Below are 16,647 nucleotides of genomic sequence, written 5' to 3' on the forward strand. Positions count from 1 at the left end.
CGGGCGGCGGAGGCGATGCGCGACTTGGTACGTGAGCGTCCGTTGCGTCGAGGCGTGCGGGCGTTGGTCGATGGCCTTCGGGCCGAGCCCGCGCTGGACATCGACCGGCCGGAGCCGGCCACGCTCGAGTCTGCCGTGCGCGGATTCGAGATGCTCGCGCGCTACCACCGGCTCGACGTGCGCGGGCTCGATCGGATCCCCGAGGGTCCGGCGGTGCTCGTGGGCAACCACAACGGCGGTCTCAATCCGGTCGATGGCTTGTTCCTCGTGCACTACTACCGGCAGCTCGGCTACGACCAGCCGATCTACATCCTCGCGCACGACATCCTGTTCAAGCACCCGCGCATGGCGGCCGTGCTGCGCTCGGTGGGCATCGTGCCGGCGCGGCGACAGACGGCGCGTGCGGTGCTCGACGCGGGGCACAAGCTGCTCGTGTTCCCCGGTGGCGACATCGAGACCCTGCGACCCTACCGTGATCGCGGCAAGGTCGTGCTGGCGGGTCGCAGGGGCTTTGCTCGGCTCTCGCTCGAGCACGACGTGCCGGTGGTTCCGCTGGTGAGCGCCGGCTCGCACGAGACCTTCATCGTGCTCAGCCAGGGTCGTCGGATCGCCAAGGCGCTGCGTCTGCATCGCTGGGCGCGGCTGCACTCGTTGCCCATCATGCTCGCCGCCCCCTGGGGCGTGCTGGCGGGGCCCACCTGCGCGCTGCCCTACCTGCCCTTGCCGGCCAAGGTCACCGTCCAGATCGGCCACGCCATCGAGGCCGAAGAGACGCCGTGCATCGACCGGCTCTACACGCGGGTGGAGGCCACGATGCAGGACATGCTCGACGAGCTCTACGCGGAGCGGATGCTACCCATCGTGGGTTAGTTCCCGGACCGCCTCGAGGATCGCGGGGATCCCCGCCTGGGCGAGGCGGTGGTCGTCGTCCACCTCGCGCAGCTCGGCGGCGTGCTCCCGGGAGAAGCGGCGGCTCACCTCCACCGGGATCACGTCGTCGTGGGTGCCGTGCACGATGATGGTCGGGGCCGGCCGGCGCAGCGTGGTCACCGTGTTCGGTGGCGGTGGGATCATCAGCGCGGGTGCACACAACACGAGGCCGGGGATCACCACGCCCTGCTCGGCGGCCATCAGCGCGGCGACGAGACCGGCGATGCCCCCGAAGCTCGAGCCCACCACCAGCGGTGGCACCTCGGCCTCGAGGATCGCCTGGCGCAGCCGCTCGATGCGGGTCGCGAGGTCTTGGCCCTGGCAATCGGGGGCGCTCACCTCGTGCCCCGCGTCCCGCAAGGCGAGCGACTTGCGACCCCAGGGGCCGGTCTCGAGGCCGTGTGCGAACAGGATGATCGTCATGCGCTCGGGGCCGCGGGTGAAACGGGATCATGCGCGACCGGATCGACGGTGGCAAGCGACGACGAGCGCGGCGGCAAGCGGGTTCGAGCTCGGACGAGGTCGATGGTATGAGAGCGGCGGATGCTCCTGCTCGAGCGAGGCAACTGGTGGAAGCAGATCGGGACCCTGCGTGGGACCGCGTTGGTCCGCGTGTGGCCGCGGCTGTGCGTGGTCACGGTGGTGGCCACGGGGGTGACCATCGTGCACGAGTACGTGGAGCACCCGATCTGGGGCCTGACCACGATTCCGTTCTCGCTGGTCGCGGTCGCGCTGGGCATCTTCCTGGGCTTTCGCAACAACACCAGCTACGACCGCTTTTGGGAGGGCCGCAAGCTGTGGGGGCGGCTGGTCAACACCACGCGAAGCCTGGCGCGACAGGTGCAGATGATGGTGGGTCCGCAGCGCGAGGCGCTGGGGATCGGGCCGGAGCAAGCCGCGGTGCACCGGGAGCTGGTGTACCGGGTCATCGCCTACGTGCATGCGCTTCGGCTGCACCTGCGGGACGAGGATCGGCTCGAGGAGCTCGAGGGGCTGCTGCCCGACGAGGAGCGGCAGGCGCTGCGGGGTCAGCTCAATCGGCCGCTGGCCATTCTGCGCGAGCTCGGCGGGAGGTTTCGGGATCTATGGCAGCAGGGTGACGTGCACCCCATGCACCTGCCGGTGCTCGAGGAGAGCCTCACCGCGCTGACCGACATCCAGGGGGCATGCGAGCGGATCAAGAGCACGCCGATCCCCAGCTCGTACACGGTGCTCATCCACCGGATCGTGGCGCTCTACACCTTCGCGCTGCCGTTCGGGATCGTGGAGACGGTGAACGCGGCCACGCCGGTGGTGGTGGCGATCATCGCCTATGCATTCTTCGGGCTCGATGCGGTGGGCGAGGAGATCGAGGAGCCGTTCGGGACCGACATCAACGACCTGCCGCTGTCGACGCTGTCTCGGATGATCGAGATCAACCTGCGACAGACGCTGGGGGAGACCGAGGTGCCGGACGTCCTGCGACCCGTGGATGGAGTGCTCCAGTGAGGAGCGCCCGCGGGCGATCGTGCCGGGGCGGCAGAGGGCTGGGCTGGTGGCCCCGGCTGCGCAAGTTCAGAGTGCGGGAGTTGCGCGCGTCGAGCCTCGCACTCGCCGAGCGGCCCCCGGGGATTCGTGACGGGGGAGCCAGGCGCGGGGACTTGGCGGGCCCCGGACCGCGTGCTACAAAGCGCGCCTCCTACTGCAGGAGCCCGCGGCGAGCGTAGCTCAGTCGGTTAGAGCGCTGGTTTGTGGTACCAGAGGTCGTGGGTTCAATTCCCATCGCTCGCCCCCGAATTCGGCCCCGTAGGCGTGTCCTACGGGGCCGAACGCGCATCGGGGCGGAGACGGTCCTCACCCCCGCCGTCGTCTCCGCATGAACAACCGACGCAGCCCCGGCAGCAGCGTGCTCGACTCCAGATCCAGATCCTGGAACAGCGCATCCGCGAACTCGAACGCCGTCGCGTAGCGCTCCCCCGGGAGCTTCTCGAGCGCCCGCAGCACCACGCCGTCGATCTCGGGATCGATGTCCGGATCGATGCTCGCCATCGGCGGCACGGGCTCGTAGACCTGCGCCCGCATCACGTCCGAGCGCTTGCCCTCGAATGGCGTGCGGCCGGTCAGCATCTGGTACGCGAGGACGCCCACCGCGTAGAGATCGGTGCGGGCATCGACCGGATCTCCCACGCACTGCTCGGGCGCCATGTAGGCCGGAGTCCCGAGCGCGTGACCGGTGAGGGTCAGGGACCTGCGCCCGGGGACGGGATCGCGGGCGAGCACCTTGGCGATCCCGAAGTCGATCACCTTGACGAAGTCGTCGCTGCCCATGCGCGAGATCCGAAACACGTTCTCGGGCTTGATGTCGCGGTGCACGAGCCCCTGATCGTGGGCGGCCTGCAGCGCGGCGAGGATCTGCAGCAGCATCGGCCGTGCGCGCACCCAGGAGAGCGGCGCCTCGCGGATCAGGGTCTCGCCGAGATCCTCGCCGTCGAGGTACTCCATCACCATGAACGGGCGGCCGTCGTCGGTCTGGCCGAAGTCGGTGACCTCGACGACGTTCTCGTGCTGCACCGTCGAGGCGGCGCGCGCCTCTTGCTGGAATCGCAGGACGACCCTGGGCTGCCGCGAGGGCTCGCGGTGCAGGACCTTGATGGCCACCTTGCGCGCGATGCTCTCGTGCTCGGCGAGGTAGACCTGCGACATGCCGCCGCTGCCGACGAGCTTGTGCACGACGTAGCGCGCCCCGAGCCGGGTGCCCGGGGGCAGCTCGTCGGGGAGATCGCCGGACGGTGCCATGACGGTCGGGGCATCGTAGCCCGTGAGCCCTGTCCACGCGACCATCACCCGGTTCGCCCCGGTCGGCGGTGGCGGTAGCATTCGGGTCATGACGACACGGTCGTCCTTCCTGGTGCCGGACGGGCAGGTGGTCGAGCCGTGAGCCGACCCGACGACGCCACGGCCCGCAGCCGCTTCCTGAGCTGGGTGCTTCGGCATGCACCCCACGAGGTGGGCGTGCAGGTGGACGAGGCGGGCTGGGCCGAGGTGGCCGAGGTGCTCGCCGCGTGCCATGCCCGCGGCCTGCCGCTCGATCGCATGGGGCTCGCGGAGCTGGTGGCATCTTCGGACAAGCAGCGCTTTGCCCTCAGCCCCGATGGACGAAGGATCCGCGCCGTCCAGGGACACTCGATTCCGGTGCGGCTCGATCACCCCGAGCGCGAGCCTCCACCGTGCCTCTACCACGGCACGGTGGAGCGCTTCCTGGCCGAGATCTGGGCCCAGGGCCTCGTCAAGGGCCAACGCCACCACGTGCACCTGTCGGCCGACCCCCGGACGGCGGCCACGGTGGGACGCCGTCGGGGTCGACCGGTGGTGCTCGAGGTGGCCGCCCACGCGATGTGGACGGAGGGGCATCGGTTCTGGCTGAGCCCCAACGGGGTGTGGCTCACGGATGAGGTGCCCGCGCGCTACCTTCGACGGCTGCCGTGAGGGCGCTCCCCGAGGCGGACGACAACAGCCGCTCGCGCACCTCGTCCCAGTCGCGGACCGGGATCACGTCGGCTGGGATCGGCCGCCGCTGCGGGCCGTAGAGGTAGCGCCAGGGCACGATGCCCGCCATGGGAGCGAGCACGTCGGGACGATCGTCGATGAACGCCGATAGACCGAGCTGCTGGCAGATCGGCGCCTTGTCGCGGCGCTCTCGGCAAAACCGCACCTGCTCGAACGGCACCCCCGTGCGCTCGTAGAAGCGCCAGTGCGCCAGCCACTTGCGGGTGCGGGCCTGGACCCGGGGCCCGCACTTGGAGACGAGCCACACCCGGCCCCGCAGCGCCTCGACCAGCGCGGCGATGGTTTCGAAGGCGTTGCGGCTGGGCGGGGTCTTCATCGCCTCGTCGTCGGATCCCCCGAGGAACGAGGTGTCGCCTCCCGAATCCCCGGGCGAGATGATCACCCGCCCGATGTCGATCCCCAGGGCGGTGGGGCCTTGGCCAGAAGAATGGCCGGTGGGACGGGCCGGGGCCGGAGGGGTCCGGCCTGCCCACGGGGGACGTGCGTGCTTGCGTGCCATGGCTTGGTTGCTCTCTTCCTTCGTCGTTCTTGGAGCCCAGGGTAGCCAGCCGGCCATCATGCGGAATTCATGGTTTCGATGCGGCTATCACATTCTTGGATGACTCGAGGCGTGGTCTGCTAGGCTGGGTCGTGCTCAAGCTCGAGTGGCTCGAGGCGTTTGCGGTGTTCGGCGAGCACCTGAACTTCACCCACGCCGCCAAGGCGCTGCACCTGAGCCAGCCGGCCCTGCACGCACAGATCCGTCGGCTCTCGGAGACGCTGGGGGTGCCTCTCTACGGTCGCGAGGGGCGACGGCTGCGGCTGACCGCGGAGGGGGAGGAGGTGCTGCGGTTCGCCCGACAGACCCGCGAGCGCTCGGCGGCGTTCGTGGAGCGGCTGCGCACCGGGCACAGCCGTCAGCCGCTGGTGCTCGCGGCGGGCGAGGGCGCGCTGCTCTACTTGCTCGGCGATGCGGTCCGTGCCTTCACCGCGCGCGGGCCCGCGCCCCTGCGCCTGCTGACGCGCGACCTCGAGGGGACGCTGGCTTCGCTGCGTCGCGGCGAGGCCCACGTGGGGGTGGCGGTGATCGATCCGGTGCCCGACGATCTTCGCGGGACGCTGCTGGCCGAGATCCCTCAAGCGCTGGTGCTGCCGCGACAGCACCCGCTGGCACGACGTCGCACGATCCCGGTGTCGGCGCTGTCGGAGCTGCCGCTGGTGCTGCCTCCGGAGGGCCGGCCGCAGCGCGAGGCGTTGGCGCGGGCGTTGGCCCGTGAAGGTGGACGCCTGCGACCGGCCGTGGAGGCCACCGGCTGGGAGCTGGCCATCCACTTCGTGGGCCTGGGCCTGGGATTTGCGGTGGTCAATGGCTGCTGTCGGCTCCCCCCGGGCCTGGTCGGCCGCGTGGTGCCGGGCTTGCCCCGCGTGCGCTATCAGGTGCTGCATCGCGCCGACGCGGAGGGGCACGTGGGGTTGGCGGCGCTGCTGGGCACCCTTCACGAGCATCGCGAGGCCTGGCGAACCCGCCGCAGCGTGGCGGCGGCCAGGCGCCCGGCGGAGCGGTAGGATCGACCCCGATGCCTCGCGAGCCGATCCCCACCTGGACGTTTGCCGTGGTCGTGGTGCGGCTGGGTCCGCGCTTCTTGTTGGTGCACGAGCGCAAGCACGGCGGGGGCTGGTACCTGCCCGCGGGGCGCGTGGAGCCCGGGGAGACCATCGAGCAGGCGGCCGTGCGCGAGACCCTCGAGGAGGCAGGCATCCCGATCGCCATCGACGGCATCCTGAGGATCGAGCACTCCCCGCGAGCGGATGGCCACGCGCGGATGCGCGTGATCTTCCATGCGCACCCGGCCGACGACACGCCGCCCAAGTCCGCGCCCGACGAGGAGTCGCTGGAGGCGGGATGGTTCCTGCTCGAGGAGCTGGAGTCGCTGTCGCTTCGGGGGTCCGAGGTGCTGGGGCTGCTCCACGACGTGGAGCGCGGCGCGCCGGTCCATCCGCGCAGCCTGCTGAGGCCAGAAGGCGAGCCGCTGCTTCCTCGCTGAGACGCGCGGGCGCGGCGTGGGGATGGTCCCACGGAGGGCGCGGATCCGCTAGAGTCGCAGCGGTGTCCACCGCGCCCTCCAAGAGCCTGGAGACCTTCCCCAACCCCCGTCCGGGGCGGCGGTACGAGATCCGCTTCTCCTGTCCCGAGTTCACGTGCCTGTGCCCGAAGACGGGGCAGCCCGACTTCGGGACGATCCGGATCCGCTACGTGCCGGACGAGCGCTGCGTCGAGCTCAAGAGCCTCAAGCTCTACCTGTGGTCGTTTCGCGACGAGGGAGCGTTCCACGAGGCGGTGACCAACCAGATCCTCGACGACCTGGTGACGGCCACGCAGCCCCGCTCGATGGTGGTGGAGGGAGACTTCATGGTCCGCGGGGGCATCCACACGGTGGTGGAGGCGAGCTATCGGTCGCCTTCGACCGAGACCGAGACGAACGCTGGAAGCGCGGGAGGGGTCGAGCAATGAGCGAGCCACGACTTTCGGGAGCGGCCACGGCCGAGGGGACCCGCCGCGGGGCAGAGAGCTTCGGCGCGGGGGCACGCACGCTGGGGCGTACCGGCTACGTGGTGAGCCCGGTGGGCTTTGGTGGCTACCGCGTGCGCGACGACTCGCCCCTGCACCGTCGAGCCCTGGCCGATGCGCTGCGCGGCGGGATCAACCTGGTGGACACCAGCACCAACTACGGCGACGGTCGCAGCGAGGCGCTGGTGGGCATGGTGCTGGCCAACCTGGTGCAGCAGGGCGAGCTGCGGCGCGAGCACGTGGTGGTGGTGTCCAAGGCCGGCTACCTGCAGGGCCAGAACCTGGCGCGGGCCAAGGCGCGGCCCCAGCCGTTTCCGCAGGTGGTCTCGCTTCGCGACGACCTGTGCCACTGCATCCATCCCGAGTTCCTGCGGGCGCAGCTCGACGAGAGCCTCGGGCGCCTGGGGCTCCATCGGCTCGACGTGCTGCTGCTGCACAACCCCGAGTACTACCTCGAGGACGCGCACGCACGGGGTGAGGATCCGGTGGTGGCTCGCGAGGAGCTCCGCGCTCGACTGCGCGCCGCGTTCGCTCATCTCGAGCAGGAGGTGGCCGACGGACGGATCGGCTGGTACGGGGTCTCGTCCAACGGGTTCGTGCTCGATGCCAGCCACCCGACCCATACCTCGCTGACCGACGTGGTCACGGCGGCCCGTGCCGTGGGCGGCGAGGGGCATCACCTCGGCGTGGTCCAGATGCCGATGAACTTGCTCGAGCTGGGCGCGCTGACCCATCGGCACCCGGCCCAAGGGGGCGAGCGCAGCCCCCTGCAGGTGGCGGAGGCGGAGGATCTCGGGGTGCTCACCAATCGCCCGCTCAACGCCTGGGGGCGGCTCGATGGCCGTGATCGCCTGATGCGCCTGGCCGACCAGAGTCGGAGCGAGGCCGCGGCACGGATGGCCGAGGTCGAAGATGCGCTGGCCCGGGTGCGCAAGCTCGAGGCGCAGTGGGCCACGGGACTCGGCCAGCGGCTGCGCACGGGGCCCGGCGCCATGGCGGAAGGCGCCGCGGCGCGGTCGGGCGAGGGTCCCGAAGCGGCCGCCCAGGACGACGAGGGCGACGACGCGGTGGACCTGTTCCGCTGGGGACGGGAGCTGGCCCGGGCGCTGCCCCAGATCGGCAGCATCGAGCAATGGCAGGCCTTGCGCCACGAGGTGGTGGCGGCCCACCTGGCCAAGACGAGCGGGACCCTGCTGGCTGCGCTCGAGGGCGAGCCGCGAGAGGAGTTCGCGCGCTGGTGGGAGGCCTACGGCACGTCGATGCACGAGCTGTTCGTGGCGGTCGAGCACCACCTGGGCCGTCGGCACCGCGCCCTGGCCGCCGAGCTGGCGCAGCGGCTCGATCCGCACCTGCCCGCGCCCTGGCGCACGCTCCCGCTGGCGCGCAAGGTGGTGCTGAGCCTCTTGTCGGCTCCGATCTCGAGCGTGCTGGTGGGCATGCGTCAGCCCGGCTACGTGGCCGACATGCTCTCGCTGCGCGAGCACCCGGTGCGGCTCTTGTCGGCTGCGGCGGGCGCGGCCGATCTCTCGGCGATCGCGGCGTCGTTTGGCCCCTGGACGGTCCCGTAGGCCGCTCGCAACCGGCCCCGAGCCGAGTCCCGAGCCCAGCCCCGATCCGAGCCTCGGACCGCTGCCGCGGCGTGTCCAAGCTCTCTTGTGGGCCGAGAAACCTTGGCGCAGGCGGGTGGTCGGGCCCGGGCGGCGCGGCGTTTTCCCTCGGCGAAGAATGCGCTAACGTCGCTGCCCGACCCCCTCGCACGGAGGCTCGATCCGACCATGCTGCTGCCCAATCTCGCTGGCCTGACCCTGTCCGCCGTGGTGGCGTTCGCCACCGATCCCGTGAGCTACGAGTACTCGCCCCAGGCCGATGCCAACGGGAAGGCGTTCCTCACCGTCACCTTCAACGAGCCCGCCGATGGGGTCCAGATCGTCATCCGGGGTGATGACGGCACGACGATCAAGAAGTCGCCCGGCTCGATGAAGGGCGGCAAGGACTATCAGATCACCTGGACGCAGAAGAACCAGCAGGTCCGCTACGAGATGGAGCTGACCGGCGACTCGCTGTCGGGGAACTTCACGTTCGAGATCATCAAGCAGGCGGCCAAGGGCAAGGTCGGCAAGCTCAAGTTCATGAGCAGCCGCGAGGACATCGTCGATCGCCAGCAGGCCAAGTACGAGACCTCGTTCGCGCTCACCAGCTACGAGTACAAGATCATCGACGACGACGGCGACGTGATCGCCAACGACACGGTGACCAAGGAGGTCTCGGCTGGCAGTACCTTCACGATCAAGTGGAACAGCCCCGCCAACGTGTTCATGGTGGAGGTGCGCGGCGAGGATCAGTACGGGCGCTTCGTGGAGGATCGGCGGGTGCCGTACTCGGCCGACATCCCGCACACCGAGGTCAACTTCGACAGCGGCAAGTCCGACATCAAGCCCGGCGAGGTGCCCAAGCTCGACGAGGCGGTGGCGGTGGCGTTCCACGAGCTCGACGCGCTCGACCGCGTCAACGAGGCGGTGCAAGCCAACCTCACGCCCCAGCTCTACATCGTGGGCTACACCGACACGGTCGGCGACGCGGGCAGCAACCAAAAGCTCTCCAACGGCCGCGCCAAGGCGATCGCGAAGTACTTCTACGACCAGGGCTTCTGGGCCGAGATCTACTACGCGGGCATGGGCGAGCGGGGCCTGCGGGTCGAGACGGGCGACAACGTGGACGAGGTCCGCAACCGCCGGGCGCTCTACCTCATCGCGTTCCAAAAGCCGGGGAGCGGCGGGCAGATCCCCGGGAGCTGGACCAAGCTGGCGGGGCACCGCGGGCGTCCGGCCGGGTTCGAGCTTCCGGCCCTGCCTCCCCAGTGGGCCGACTACCGCAACAAGAAGAAGAAGGGCGGCGGAGGCAGCGGGAACGTCACCGACGGTGGGAGTGGCGACGGCGGAGGCCTGGGAGGCAGCGACGGCGGTGACGATGACTGGGCCGGCGGTGGGGGAAACGATGACGGCGGCTCGCCATCGGGAGATGGCGGCGGTCGACAGGGCGGTGGTGACGATGGACCGCCGCCGGTCGAGGGAGAACCGGGTGCCACGGGCAAGGGCTGCACCATGGGTGAAGGCGCCACGCCGCTCGCGTTGGGGTGGCTGGTGCTCTTGGGTGCGGTGGCTCGACGTCGACGCTGGGCCTGACGACACTCGCGGAAGGAAAACCCTTAGGACGAGGGCCGACTCCGAGCACACGGGGCCGGCCCTCGGTCGTCATGGGGTCGAGTCGCGAATTACCCAAAGGGGCCAAGTCATCGAGGTGCATCATTTGCCTTGACACTTGGCGTGAGCCCTCAATACTCCATGAGTAGTTTCCGTGGCGGAGGTTGTGGGTGTCATGGCTGGTGAACAGGAACGTTCGAATCTCGTGCATCGCCGTTCGATCCGAATGGGTTTGTTGCTCGCCTGCGTGGCGGGGTTGCTGTCATCGACGAGCGTGCTGGCCGATCAGGCCGCGCAGCCGTACAAGGGCGCGACCGCGCTGAATGTGGTGTCCATTGGGCCCAACGAGGATCGCTGCGGGCCGCTTCCCAACCTCGAGGCCGTGTTCGAGGGGGCCGGGGTGGACACGGGCGGGGGCATCGTGTCAGTGAGCGCGTCGGGGTGTCAGAACATCGAGACCGGCGAGATCTTCGATCTGATGGCAGTGGACACCTATGCCAATGGCACGATCAACATCGTGGCCGACCCGTTCTTCTTGGTCCCCAACCCGCAGACCTGCGTCTCGTCCAACGACCAACCCGTGAAGTTCGACATCGATGGAGGCACGGGGGTGTTCGACGGGGCGAGGGGGGGTGGCAAGTTCGACTTTGCCTTCAACGATCCCAACTGCAACGGCCAGGTCGCGCCGACGTACATCTGGTTCAAGGGCAAGATCAAGGACTGAGCTGCCCGCACGCAATCGAGGGGAACGAGGGCGAATGGAACGAGGGCCGACCCGTTCCCCGCGAGGGGTGGGGCCGGCCCTCGGCCGTGAGCAGCGAGCCCACGGCAGCAGGTCAGCAGGTCAGGCGGCCGCGTGCGCCGGGGTCGGCTCGGGCTCGGCGAAGTGCTGCGGGAACCGACGCACGGTCACGAGGTGGGCGATGGCTTCGGGCACGGTGCTCGGCATCTTGGAGAAGTAGCGCATGGCGGCGGGCACGGTGCCGAAGGTGCGCTCCTCCGCGGGGAACCGCAGCGAGACGTTGTGGCGTACCAGCCGATGCGAGCCGGGGTCGCGGCGATAGGCCTCGATGTGCTCGAGCAGCCGCAGGTGATAGTCGGGCTCCTCGACGATCGCGAGGATCGATGCGGCCCGCGGGTGACGGCCCTCGAGCAGGTCGTGGACCTGGCGCTCCATCTCCTCCATGCCGTCCTCGAAGGTGTCGAGCAGCTGGAAGTCGTACTCGGGATTGGCGTGCACCACCTGCATCACGTGGCCGATGATGTTGTCGCGAGGGACGTTGAACCCGGTAGGATCGATGAGCGACGCGGGGTCGTCGAGGAATCGCAGCAGCTGGTGGAAGCGGAAGTCCAGGCCCTTCTCGCGGTAGTAGTCGGCCGCGGCCGGGATGATGAAGAACCGCACCATGTCGATGGCGCCCACGATCCGCTGGATGCGATTGGGGACGCTGTCGATGTGGCCCAGGGCCCGCAAGCGCTCGAGCCGGGCGAGCACCTTGTCCTCGCGTCCGTACTGCGACAGCACCTCGAAGAAGGTGCGGAGCTTGTCTGCCATCGCACCGGGGCCACCCATCGTCTGCCGGACGAGCTCCCACGGGCGCGCCCTCTGCCGAAGAGTCGTTGCGTCGTTCATCGCCATCTGTCCCGTAGGCACAGAATGGAGGATCCTCGAGAGGTGTGCAAGAGGCTGCGCAGCCGTTGTGCAGCCCCATGCACGTCTGGAAGGGGCTCTGAAGGGCGCCAGCGCGAAAATGCGATGAAAGCGCTGCGCGATGTGCGTAACAGCAAGGCTGCGTAGAGTGCGCTACTCCGAAGGCGTCTCCGGATGGTCGGCGAGCCAGCGGTTGATCCATTGAGCGCTGCGGTCCCAGCCGTCGCGCATGTTCTTCTCGGCCGCCTTCTCGACCAAGCCGCCCACGCCGAAGATCTTGACCTCGACCGACATCTTGGCGACGCGGACGCAGCGATCGTCCCCGACCGGCTCGATGGTGACCACGCCGCCCATGAGGACCTTCTCGGTCAGCACGTTGAGGATGTGGCGGTAGGTCCACGCCTCGGTGGCCTCGTCGAAGGTCGCGCGCTCGGTGTAGCCGAGCTTGGGGCCGATGATCTTGGCGACGGCGGCGGGGACGTCGAGCTTGGGGGTCACCTCCATGTCGCGATGGCGCTTGCCGGTCTCCTGCCGCACGGGGTGCACGTCGCAGGTGAAGAAGCCCAGTCCCTCGATGATGAGGGTCCGGGTCCACTCGGGGTCGAAGAACAGCTCCCAGTGGCGCTTGGGCGTGCAGTCGAGGGGGTGGCGGAGGGTGAACTCGGTCACGGCCGCGACCCTAGCAGCAGCGTGGTCTCGAGCGCCATGGGGTCACGGGCACGTCACGGGGAAGTCCAGCGGCAGCTCGTGCTCGCTGGGCACGGAGGTCATCGCGTGGGTGGAGCCGTCGAGCGGCACCTGGATGGGCGCGGTGACCTCACCGCTGACACGACCGCAGTAGGGGCTGCCCTCCGGCACGGCCTCGAGCACGGCCGAGAGCACGACGTCGGAGCCGGTGATGGGGTTGGCCGCACCCGGGACCAGGATGACGCCGGTGGGCCAGGTGAAGGCACCGTCGGGCGCGACCGGGATGCCCGGGTACGCGTAGACGTCGCCCACCAGCTCGCGGGGGGCGGTCGTGCTGCCCGGGTCGAGGCTGAGCCACTGGAGCGTGATGGTGACGGTGCTCGCCCCGTCTCGCTCGAGCCACACGATGCCCTGGAACGGGAGCCCGGGACTGACGATGGTGTCGATGGCGAGCAGGAGCGTCTGGGTCTCGCCCGGGTCGACGCCGATGTCGAGCACAGGTCCCCAGGTACCGTCGACCTCGTCGGCCGAGTCGGCCGAGTCACCGCTGTCGGCGGGGCCCACGGTGATGGTGGAGGTGGTGACGGTGCCCCCGGTGGTGGGCGGCCCGTCGGTGGCCGAGCCGGTGCCGCCGCTGCTGGCGGCCTCGGTGTCCTCGGTCGTCTCGAGCTCGATGGTGTTGGAGACGCACGCGGGGAGCGATGCGACCAGGAGGACGACGAAGGAGATGCGAGCCCAAGCCATGCCGGCAGGATACCAGGCGAGCCGGGGCAGCCTCTACGATGGTCTTGCCCCGGATTCTTGCCCCGGATTCTTGTCCCGGATTCTTGCCCCGGATTCAGGGCGGCGGCTGGGCGCAGCCCTCGACCCAGGCGGGGTGGATTTGCTCGACGCTCATGAGCACGACGGTGAGGGGGCGCGGGGGATCGACCTGGGTGTAGAGGGGATCGTCGAAGCGCGCGAGCGGTCGCAGGCGGAAGACGGGGGCGAGCTGCGGGATCCAGTCGGCCGGGATCGCGACGTGGGTGGGTCGCTGCCGCACGAGGTGACAGAGCTTGGCCCGGGTGTCGCCATGGTGGCGCGCCATCTGGTGATCGTTCAGACCCACGAGGTCGAGGATCGCCATCGAGCGCGGGGCCCAGAAGCGGGGAGCGCCCGCGCCCTCGACCGCGACCCGGGCGTCGCGGGGGAGCTGCTGCTCGATGTGGTGGGCCACCGCGGTGTGCAGCTGGTGGGTGTCGGCTCGCAGCGCCTGGGCCTGCTCGTGGAGCGCCTCGACCTGCAATCCGGACACGACGGCGACGGGGAGCACGAGCAGGAGGGCGACCAGGCGCCGTGCCCCCACCAGCCCGAACGGCAGGAGCACGGTGAACACGACGGCGAACGGGGCGAAGTAGCGGCTTTGATAGAACAGCACGGCGGGATCGAGCGGGCGGCTGACCGCGATCGCGATCCAGGTGGCAAGGCCGGCCAGCAGCAGGGCGAGCAGCTCCGGCCGGCGCTGGCGTAGGTCGTGGCGAAGGGCGAGGACCAGCAGCACGATCCCGGTGAGCGAGACCAGCCACGGCTGCCAGGGCAGGACGCGCTCGGAGAGGTAGGCAAGGCCGTCGAGCCCGCCGCCGGGTCCCTTGACGTACTGGGCGTTGGGCCACCACTGGCCGGCCACGCCGCGGCAGTAGGCCATCCACGCCAGCAGCGCGAGCCCGGCACCCACGGTGGCCATGAGCGGGGCTCGCAGCGCGGGGCCGCGCTCGCCCTGGCGCCAGCGCCAGGGGACGAGCACGCACGCGAGCGCCACCACCAGGCCCAGCGCCTCGGGGCGGGCCCACACCGCGAGCGCCCCGGCCAGCAACGCGGCCCTCGGGTGCCCGAGCAGCACGGCCCACGACACCGCGAGTACCAGCGCCGCGGTGAGCGAGACCTCCATGCCGCTGCCGACGGCCTGGACGAGGGTGGGGGTGGCGGCCGCGAGGGCGCCGCACAGCAGCGTCAGCGACAGCACGGGCAGCGGGCGGTCGACGGTGGCACGACGCGAGGCGAGCTGCAGGCCCAGGTGCGCGGCGAGGCCGGCCGTGACGGCGTGGAGCAGCAGGCCGAGCAGCTGGACGGCGCGCACGGTGGCGCCGTCGATCGGCCACACCGAGAGGAGCAGCGCCCACAGCGGGCTGGAGAAGCCCAGCTCCCAGTCGCCCGGGTTGTAGCTCATGCCTTCGTGGAGGCGCAGGCTCTTGGCGTAGGACAGGTGGATCCAGGCGTCGTCGAGCGGGAAGTCGTTGGGTCCGGGCAGGGTGAGGGCACCCAGCAGCAGCGCCGCGAGGGCTGCGAGCACGCGTGCCCAGCCCTCGTGGGCGTGGGCGGTGTCGCGACGTGGGCCGGGCTCGCGAGGGGCGGGCCGGGGCTCCGAATCGGCGGATGCGGCGGATGCAGGCGCACCCGCGGGGTCGGTACCCGCGTCGCTCATCGTTCGAAGCGCAGGTTGTTGAAGTCGGAGACCAGGCCCTCGTGTTCGTCGACGAGCGCGGCCCGAGCCTCGGCGGTGGGCTTGCCCTTGCGAGGGCCCTGTTGCAGGGCGGTGGCGACCGCGGTGGCCGCGGTCATGAAGTCGGTCACCGAGCCCTCGAACGCGCTCATCCAGAACACCGACTCGGCGCGGGTGGGGTCGTCCTCGAATTCACGGCGGAAGTCGGCCTCGGCCTGCTGCAAGGTCGTCCATGCGTCGGCGCAGCCCTCGTCCGCGGGGCCACCGGTCGCCCCCTTGGCGTCGGGTACGGTCGCGCAGCGCACGAACCCCTTGGTGGCCAGCACCAGGCTGCGCGTGTGCCACTCGATGTCCTTGCCCTGGCGCTCCTCGATGAGGGTGAGCATGGCGCGATCGACCACGTCCTTGCGGGCGTCGACCCGGTCGTGCAGCTCGGTGTCGGCGGCGTCCCAGGCCTGCCACGTGTCCCGCAGGGTGGGGGCGAGCTCCTTGCCCTTGGCCCAGCGGTCCTGGGTGTAGCCCTCGTCGTTGTAGTAGGCGTCGAGCTCGATGGCGAGCGCGCCGAAGGCCTTGGCGTGCTGGAGGTAGCGGGCCATGGCGGCCTCGATCTCGGGCAGGGGGGGGGCGGTGGTGGGGCCCTTGGCGACCGCCTCCTCGCAGGGGCGCAGCTCGGTGTCGATCTTGTGGAGGTAGGGTCGCAGCCCCTTCTTGCGCGGGGTGCCGTCTTCGCCCACGCGCTCGTCGTAGTGCGCCCAGCTCTCGCGGATCCGTCGGCTGGCGCGGTCCCGGCACTCGATGTAGAGCGCGAGCTTGGCCGACAGCTGCTCGTCCTCGGTGAGCGCGGGCTCGGGGGGGACGGGGGGCGGGTCGGGGGGGCCCATCTCCTCGGCGACTTCCTGGGCCTTTTCTTCGAGGGCGGAGGTGAGCGCCTCGCAGCCCGGCGTCGCCCCCAAACCCAGGCCCAGGGCGAGGCCGAGGGGCGCGCCCGCGGCCAGCGTTGCCCGAAGACGGGCCCGGGGGCTCGGGGACGGCATGGCTCGCTAGTCTTGGCACACCCGATGAGGGGCTTCAAGGCGCTTGCCGGCGGGTGGCCCGATGCGTCCCGTCGACGTTGCATCGCCGTCGGCCGTGCGCCAACGTGCGGGGCGTGGTCGCCTCGTCGGGTCGCCGGGGGATCGTGGCGCTCGCGAGCGCGGTCGTGCTGGCGCTGGTGATCGCCGTGGGGCTCGGGTGGTTCGTCGGCGAGGGCGGGTCCGACTCGGGCGCGAGCGCTTCGGGCTCGGAGCCGGCGGTCGCGAGCCCGAAGCCGCGGTCGAAGGCCCGCGAGCGGGTGGTGGTGATCGACGGCAAGCGCTGCAGCGTGCACCCCGACCCGCCGTCGCCGTGCGCCGATGTCTGTGCGAGCCTGCGCAAGCTCGAGCCCGCTCCGGTCGACGTCGACGTCACCTACGATCGCTACGGGTTCCGGGTCGACATGCTGGCCTGCCTGCGCGAGGCGGGCGTCACCGACGTGCGCCTGGTCCATGGCGGTCAATTCCCGCGACCCAAGCGGCCCCCGGGGAGCAAGCCCTTCGAGGTGGTCGAGAGCGACGGCGATCGGTAGGGC

18 protein-coding genes and 1 tRNA gene are annotated in these 16,647 nt (G+C 70.5%); 11 read left to right on the forward strand and 8 right to left on the reverse strand.

Annotation, left to right across the window (positions count from 1 at the left end; translation table 11 throughout):
* Nucleotides 1-54: 54 nt before the first annotated feature.
* Nucleotides 55-870 carry a lysophospholipid acyltransferase family protein gene (locus OEB96_RS21870; RefSeq protein WP_266218456.1) on the forward strand — a complete coding sequence of 272 codons (816 nt, stop codon included), beginning with the start codon at nt 55-57 and terminating at the stop codon, nt 868-870.
* On the opposite strand, the gene OEB96_RS21875 is transcribed toward OEB96_RS21870, so the two are convergent.
* Nucleotides 853-1,353 carry an alpha/beta hydrolase gene (locus tag OEB96_RS21875; protein WP_266218458.1) on the reverse strand — a complete coding sequence of 167 codons (501 nt, stop codon included), beginning with the start codon at nt 1,351-1,353 and terminating at the stop codon, nt 853-855. The two genes, OEB96_RS21870 and OEB96_RS21875, sit on opposite strands and share 18 nt — an antisense overlap.
* A 120-nt stretch (nt 1,354-1,473) precedes the next feature.
* Between OEB96_RS21875 and OEB96_RS21880 the strand changes: the two genes are divergently transcribed.
* On the forward strand, nt 1,474-2,418 hold the full coding sequence (locus tag OEB96_RS21880) for a bestrophin family protein (RefSeq protein WP_266218459.1): 945 nt from the start codon (nt 1,474-1,476) through the stop codon (nt 2,416-2,418).
* Between the two features lie 208 nt (nt 2,419-2,626).
* A tRNA-His gene (locus OEB96_RS21885) sits at nt 2,627-2,700 on the forward strand.
* Between the two features lie 63 nt (nt 2,701-2,763).
* Here OEB96_RS21885 and OEB96_RS21890 read toward each other — a convergent pair.
* Nucleotides 2,764-3,705 carry a serine/threonine-protein kinase gene (locus OEB96_RS21890; protein WP_266218461.1) on the reverse strand — a complete coding sequence of 314 codons (942 nt, stop codon included), beginning with the start codon at nt 3,703-3,705 and terminating at the stop codon, nt 2,764-2,766.
* 138 nt (nt 3,706-3,843) lie between these two features.
* Here OEB96_RS21890 and OEB96_RS21895 point away from each other — a divergent pair, with 138 nt between their 5' ends.
* Nucleotides 3,844-4,395, forward strand: coding sequence for an RNA 2'-phosphotransferase (locus OEB96_RS21895; protein WP_266218462.1), 552 nt, complete (start codon nt 3,844-3,846; stop codon nt 4,393-4,395).
* Here OEB96_RS21895 and OEB96_RS21900 read toward each other — a convergent pair.
* The gene (locus OEB96_RS21900; RefSeq protein ID WP_266218464.1) at nt 4,352-4,975 is read right to left on the reverse strand and encodes a hypothetical protein; all 624 of its coding nucleotides are present in this window, start codon (nt 4,973-4,975) and stop codon (nt 4,352-4,354) included. The genes OEB96_RS21895 and OEB96_RS21900 overlap by 44 nt on opposite strands.
* Nucleotides 4,976-5,106: 131 nt before the next feature.
* Between OEB96_RS21900 and OEB96_RS21905 the strand changes: the two genes are divergently transcribed.
* The 6 genes from OEB96_RS21905 to OEB96_RS21930 all read left to right on the forward strand — a co-directional run bounded on the left by OEB96_RS21905 (nt 5,107) and on the right by OEB96_RS21930 (nt 10,948).
* Entirely contained in the window at nt 5,107-6,021 is a 915-nt protein-coding gene (locus OEB96_RS21905; protein ID WP_266218465.1) for a LysR family transcriptional regulator, read from the forward strand.
* An 11-nt stretch (nt 6,022-6,032) separates the two neighbouring features.
* On the forward strand, nt 6,033-6,500 hold the full coding sequence (locus OEB96_RS21910; protein WP_266218467.1) for an NUDIX hydrolase: 468 nt from the start codon (nt 6,033-6,035) through the stop codon (nt 6,498-6,500).
* 62 nt (nt 6,501-6,562) lie between these two features.
* Nucleotides 6,563-6,967, forward strand: a complete 405-nt coding sequence (queF, locus tag OEB96_RS21915) for a preQ(1) synthase (protein WP_266218468.1) — start codon at nt 6,563-6,565, stop codon at nt 6,965-6,967.
* Entirely contained in the window at nt 6,964-8,592 is a 1,629-nt protein-coding gene (locus tag OEB96_RS21920; RefSeq protein ID WP_266218469.1) for an aldo/keto reductase, read from the forward strand. The genes queF and OEB96_RS21920 overlap by 4 nt, the downstream gene beginning before the upstream one ends.
* Before the next feature lie 207 nt (nt 8,593-8,799).
* Nucleotides 8,800-10,206: an OmpA family protein gene (locus OEB96_RS21925; protein ID WP_266218471.1), complete on the forward strand. Its 1,407-nt coding sequence runs from the start codon at nt 8,800-8,802 to the stop codon at nt 10,204-10,206.
* 244 nt (nt 10,207-10,450) lie between these two features.
* Nucleotides 10,451-10,948, forward strand: a complete 498-nt coding sequence (locus OEB96_RS21930; RefSeq protein WP_266218472.1) for a hypothetical protein — start codon at nt 10,451-10,453, stop codon at nt 10,946-10,948.
* Between the two features lie 120 nt (nt 10,949-11,068).
* Here the strand turns inward: OEB96_RS21930 and OEB96_RS21935 are convergent, their stop codons facing one another.
* From OEB96_RS21935 to OEB96_RS21955, 5 genes are all read right to left on the reverse strand, one after another.
* On the reverse strand, nt 11,069-11,857 hold the full coding sequence (locus OEB96_RS21935; RefSeq protein ID WP_266218474.1) for a hypothetical protein: 789 nt from the start codon (nt 11,855-11,857) through the stop codon (nt 11,069-11,071).
* Nucleotides 11,858-12,028: 171 nt separating this feature from the next.
* Nucleotides 12,029-12,544, reverse strand: coding sequence for a DUF2505 family protein (locus tag OEB96_RS21940; RefSeq protein WP_266218475.1), 516 nt, complete (start codon nt 12,542-12,544; stop codon nt 12,029-12,031).
* Nucleotides 12,545-12,586: 42 nt separating this feature from the next.
* Nucleotides 12,587-13,306: a hypothetical protein gene (locus tag OEB96_RS21945; protein WP_266218477.1), complete on the reverse strand. Its 720-nt coding sequence runs from the start codon at nt 13,304-13,306 to the stop codon at nt 12,587-12,589.
* Nucleotides 13,307-13,400: 94 nt separating this feature from the next.
* Complete coding sequence (locus tag OEB96_RS21950) at nt 13,401-15,023, reverse strand: hypothetical protein (protein ID WP_266218479.1); 1,623 nt, start codon at nt 15,021-15,023, stop codon at nt 13,401-13,403.
* The gene (locus OEB96_RS21955) at nt 15,020-16,075 is read right to left on the reverse strand and encodes a DUF3829 domain-containing protein (protein WP_266218481.1); all 1,056 of its coding nucleotides are present in this window, start codon (nt 16,073-16,075) and stop codon (nt 15,020-15,022) included. Before OEB96_RS21955 ends, OEB96_RS21950 begins: the two co-directional genes overlap by 4 nt.
* A 113-nt stretch (nt 16,076-16,188) precedes the next feature.
* On the opposite strand from OEB96_RS21955, the gene OEB96_RS21960 reads away from it, so the two are divergent.
* Nucleotides 16,189-16,644, forward strand: coding sequence for a hypothetical protein (locus OEB96_RS21960; protein WP_266218483.1), 456 nt, complete (start codon nt 16,189-16,191; stop codon nt 16,642-16,644).
* Nucleotides 16,645-16,647 lie beyond the last annotated feature (3 nt).

Origin of the sequence: Paraliomyxa miuraensis, assembly GCF_026337845.1 — a bacterium.
Taxonomy (GTDB): Bacteria; Myxococcota_A; Polyangia; order Nannocystales; family Nannocystaceae; genus Paraliomyxa; species Paraliomyxa miuraensis.

Excerpts from the sequence above, each read along its gene's own strand:
- OEB96_RS21875 (WP_266218458.1), bottom strand. The coding sequence starts at position 1,353 with ATGACGATCATCCTGTTCGCACACGGCCTCGAGACCGGCCCCTGGGGT.
- OEB96_RS21930 (WP_266218472.1), top strand. The coding sequence starts at position 10,451 with ATGGGTTTGTTGCTCGCCTGCGTGGCGGGGTTGCTGTCATCGACGAGC.
- OEB96_RS21880 (WP_266218459.1), top strand. The coding sequence starts at position 1,474 with ATGCTCCTGCTCGAGCGAGGCAACTGGTGGAAGCAGATCGGGACCCTG.
- OEB96_RS21955 (WP_266218481.1), bottom strand. The coding sequence starts at position 16,075 with ATGCCGTCCCCGAGCCCCCGGGCCCGTCTTCGGGCAACGCTGGCCGCG.
- OEB96_RS21945 (WP_266218477.1), bottom strand. The coding sequence starts at position 13,306 with ATGGCTTGGGCTCGCATCTCCTTCGTCGTCCTCCTGGTCGCATCGCTC.
- OEB96_RS21890 (WP_266218461.1), bottom strand. The coding sequence starts at position 3,705 with ATGGCACCGTCCGGCGATCTCCCCGACGAGCTGCCCCCGGGCACCCGG.
- OEB96_RS21935 (WP_266218474.1), bottom strand. The coding sequence starts at position 11,857 with ATGAACGACGCAACGACTCTTCGGCAGAGGGCGCGCCCGTGGGAGCTC.
- OEB96_RS21910 (WP_266218467.1), top strand. The coding sequence starts at position 6,033 with ATGCCTCGCGAGCCGATCCCCACCTGGACGTTTGCCGTGGTCGTGGTG.
- OEB96_RS21900 (WP_266218464.1), bottom strand. The coding sequence starts at position 4,975 with ATGGCACGCAAGCACGCACGTCCCCCGTGGGCAGGCCGGACCCCTCCG.
- OEB96_RS21950 (WP_266218479.1), bottom strand. The coding sequence starts at position 15,023 with ATGAGCGACGCGGGTACCGACCCCGCGGGTGCGCCTGCATCCGCCGCA.
- OEB96_RS21920 (WP_266218469.1), top strand. The coding sequence starts at position 6,964 with ATGAGCGAGCCACGACTTTCGGGAGCGGCCACGGCCGAGGGGACCCGC.
- OEB96_RS21925 (WP_266218471.1), top strand. The coding sequence starts at position 8,800 with ATGCTGCTGCCCAATCTCGCTGGCCTGACCCTGTCCGCCGTGGTGGCG.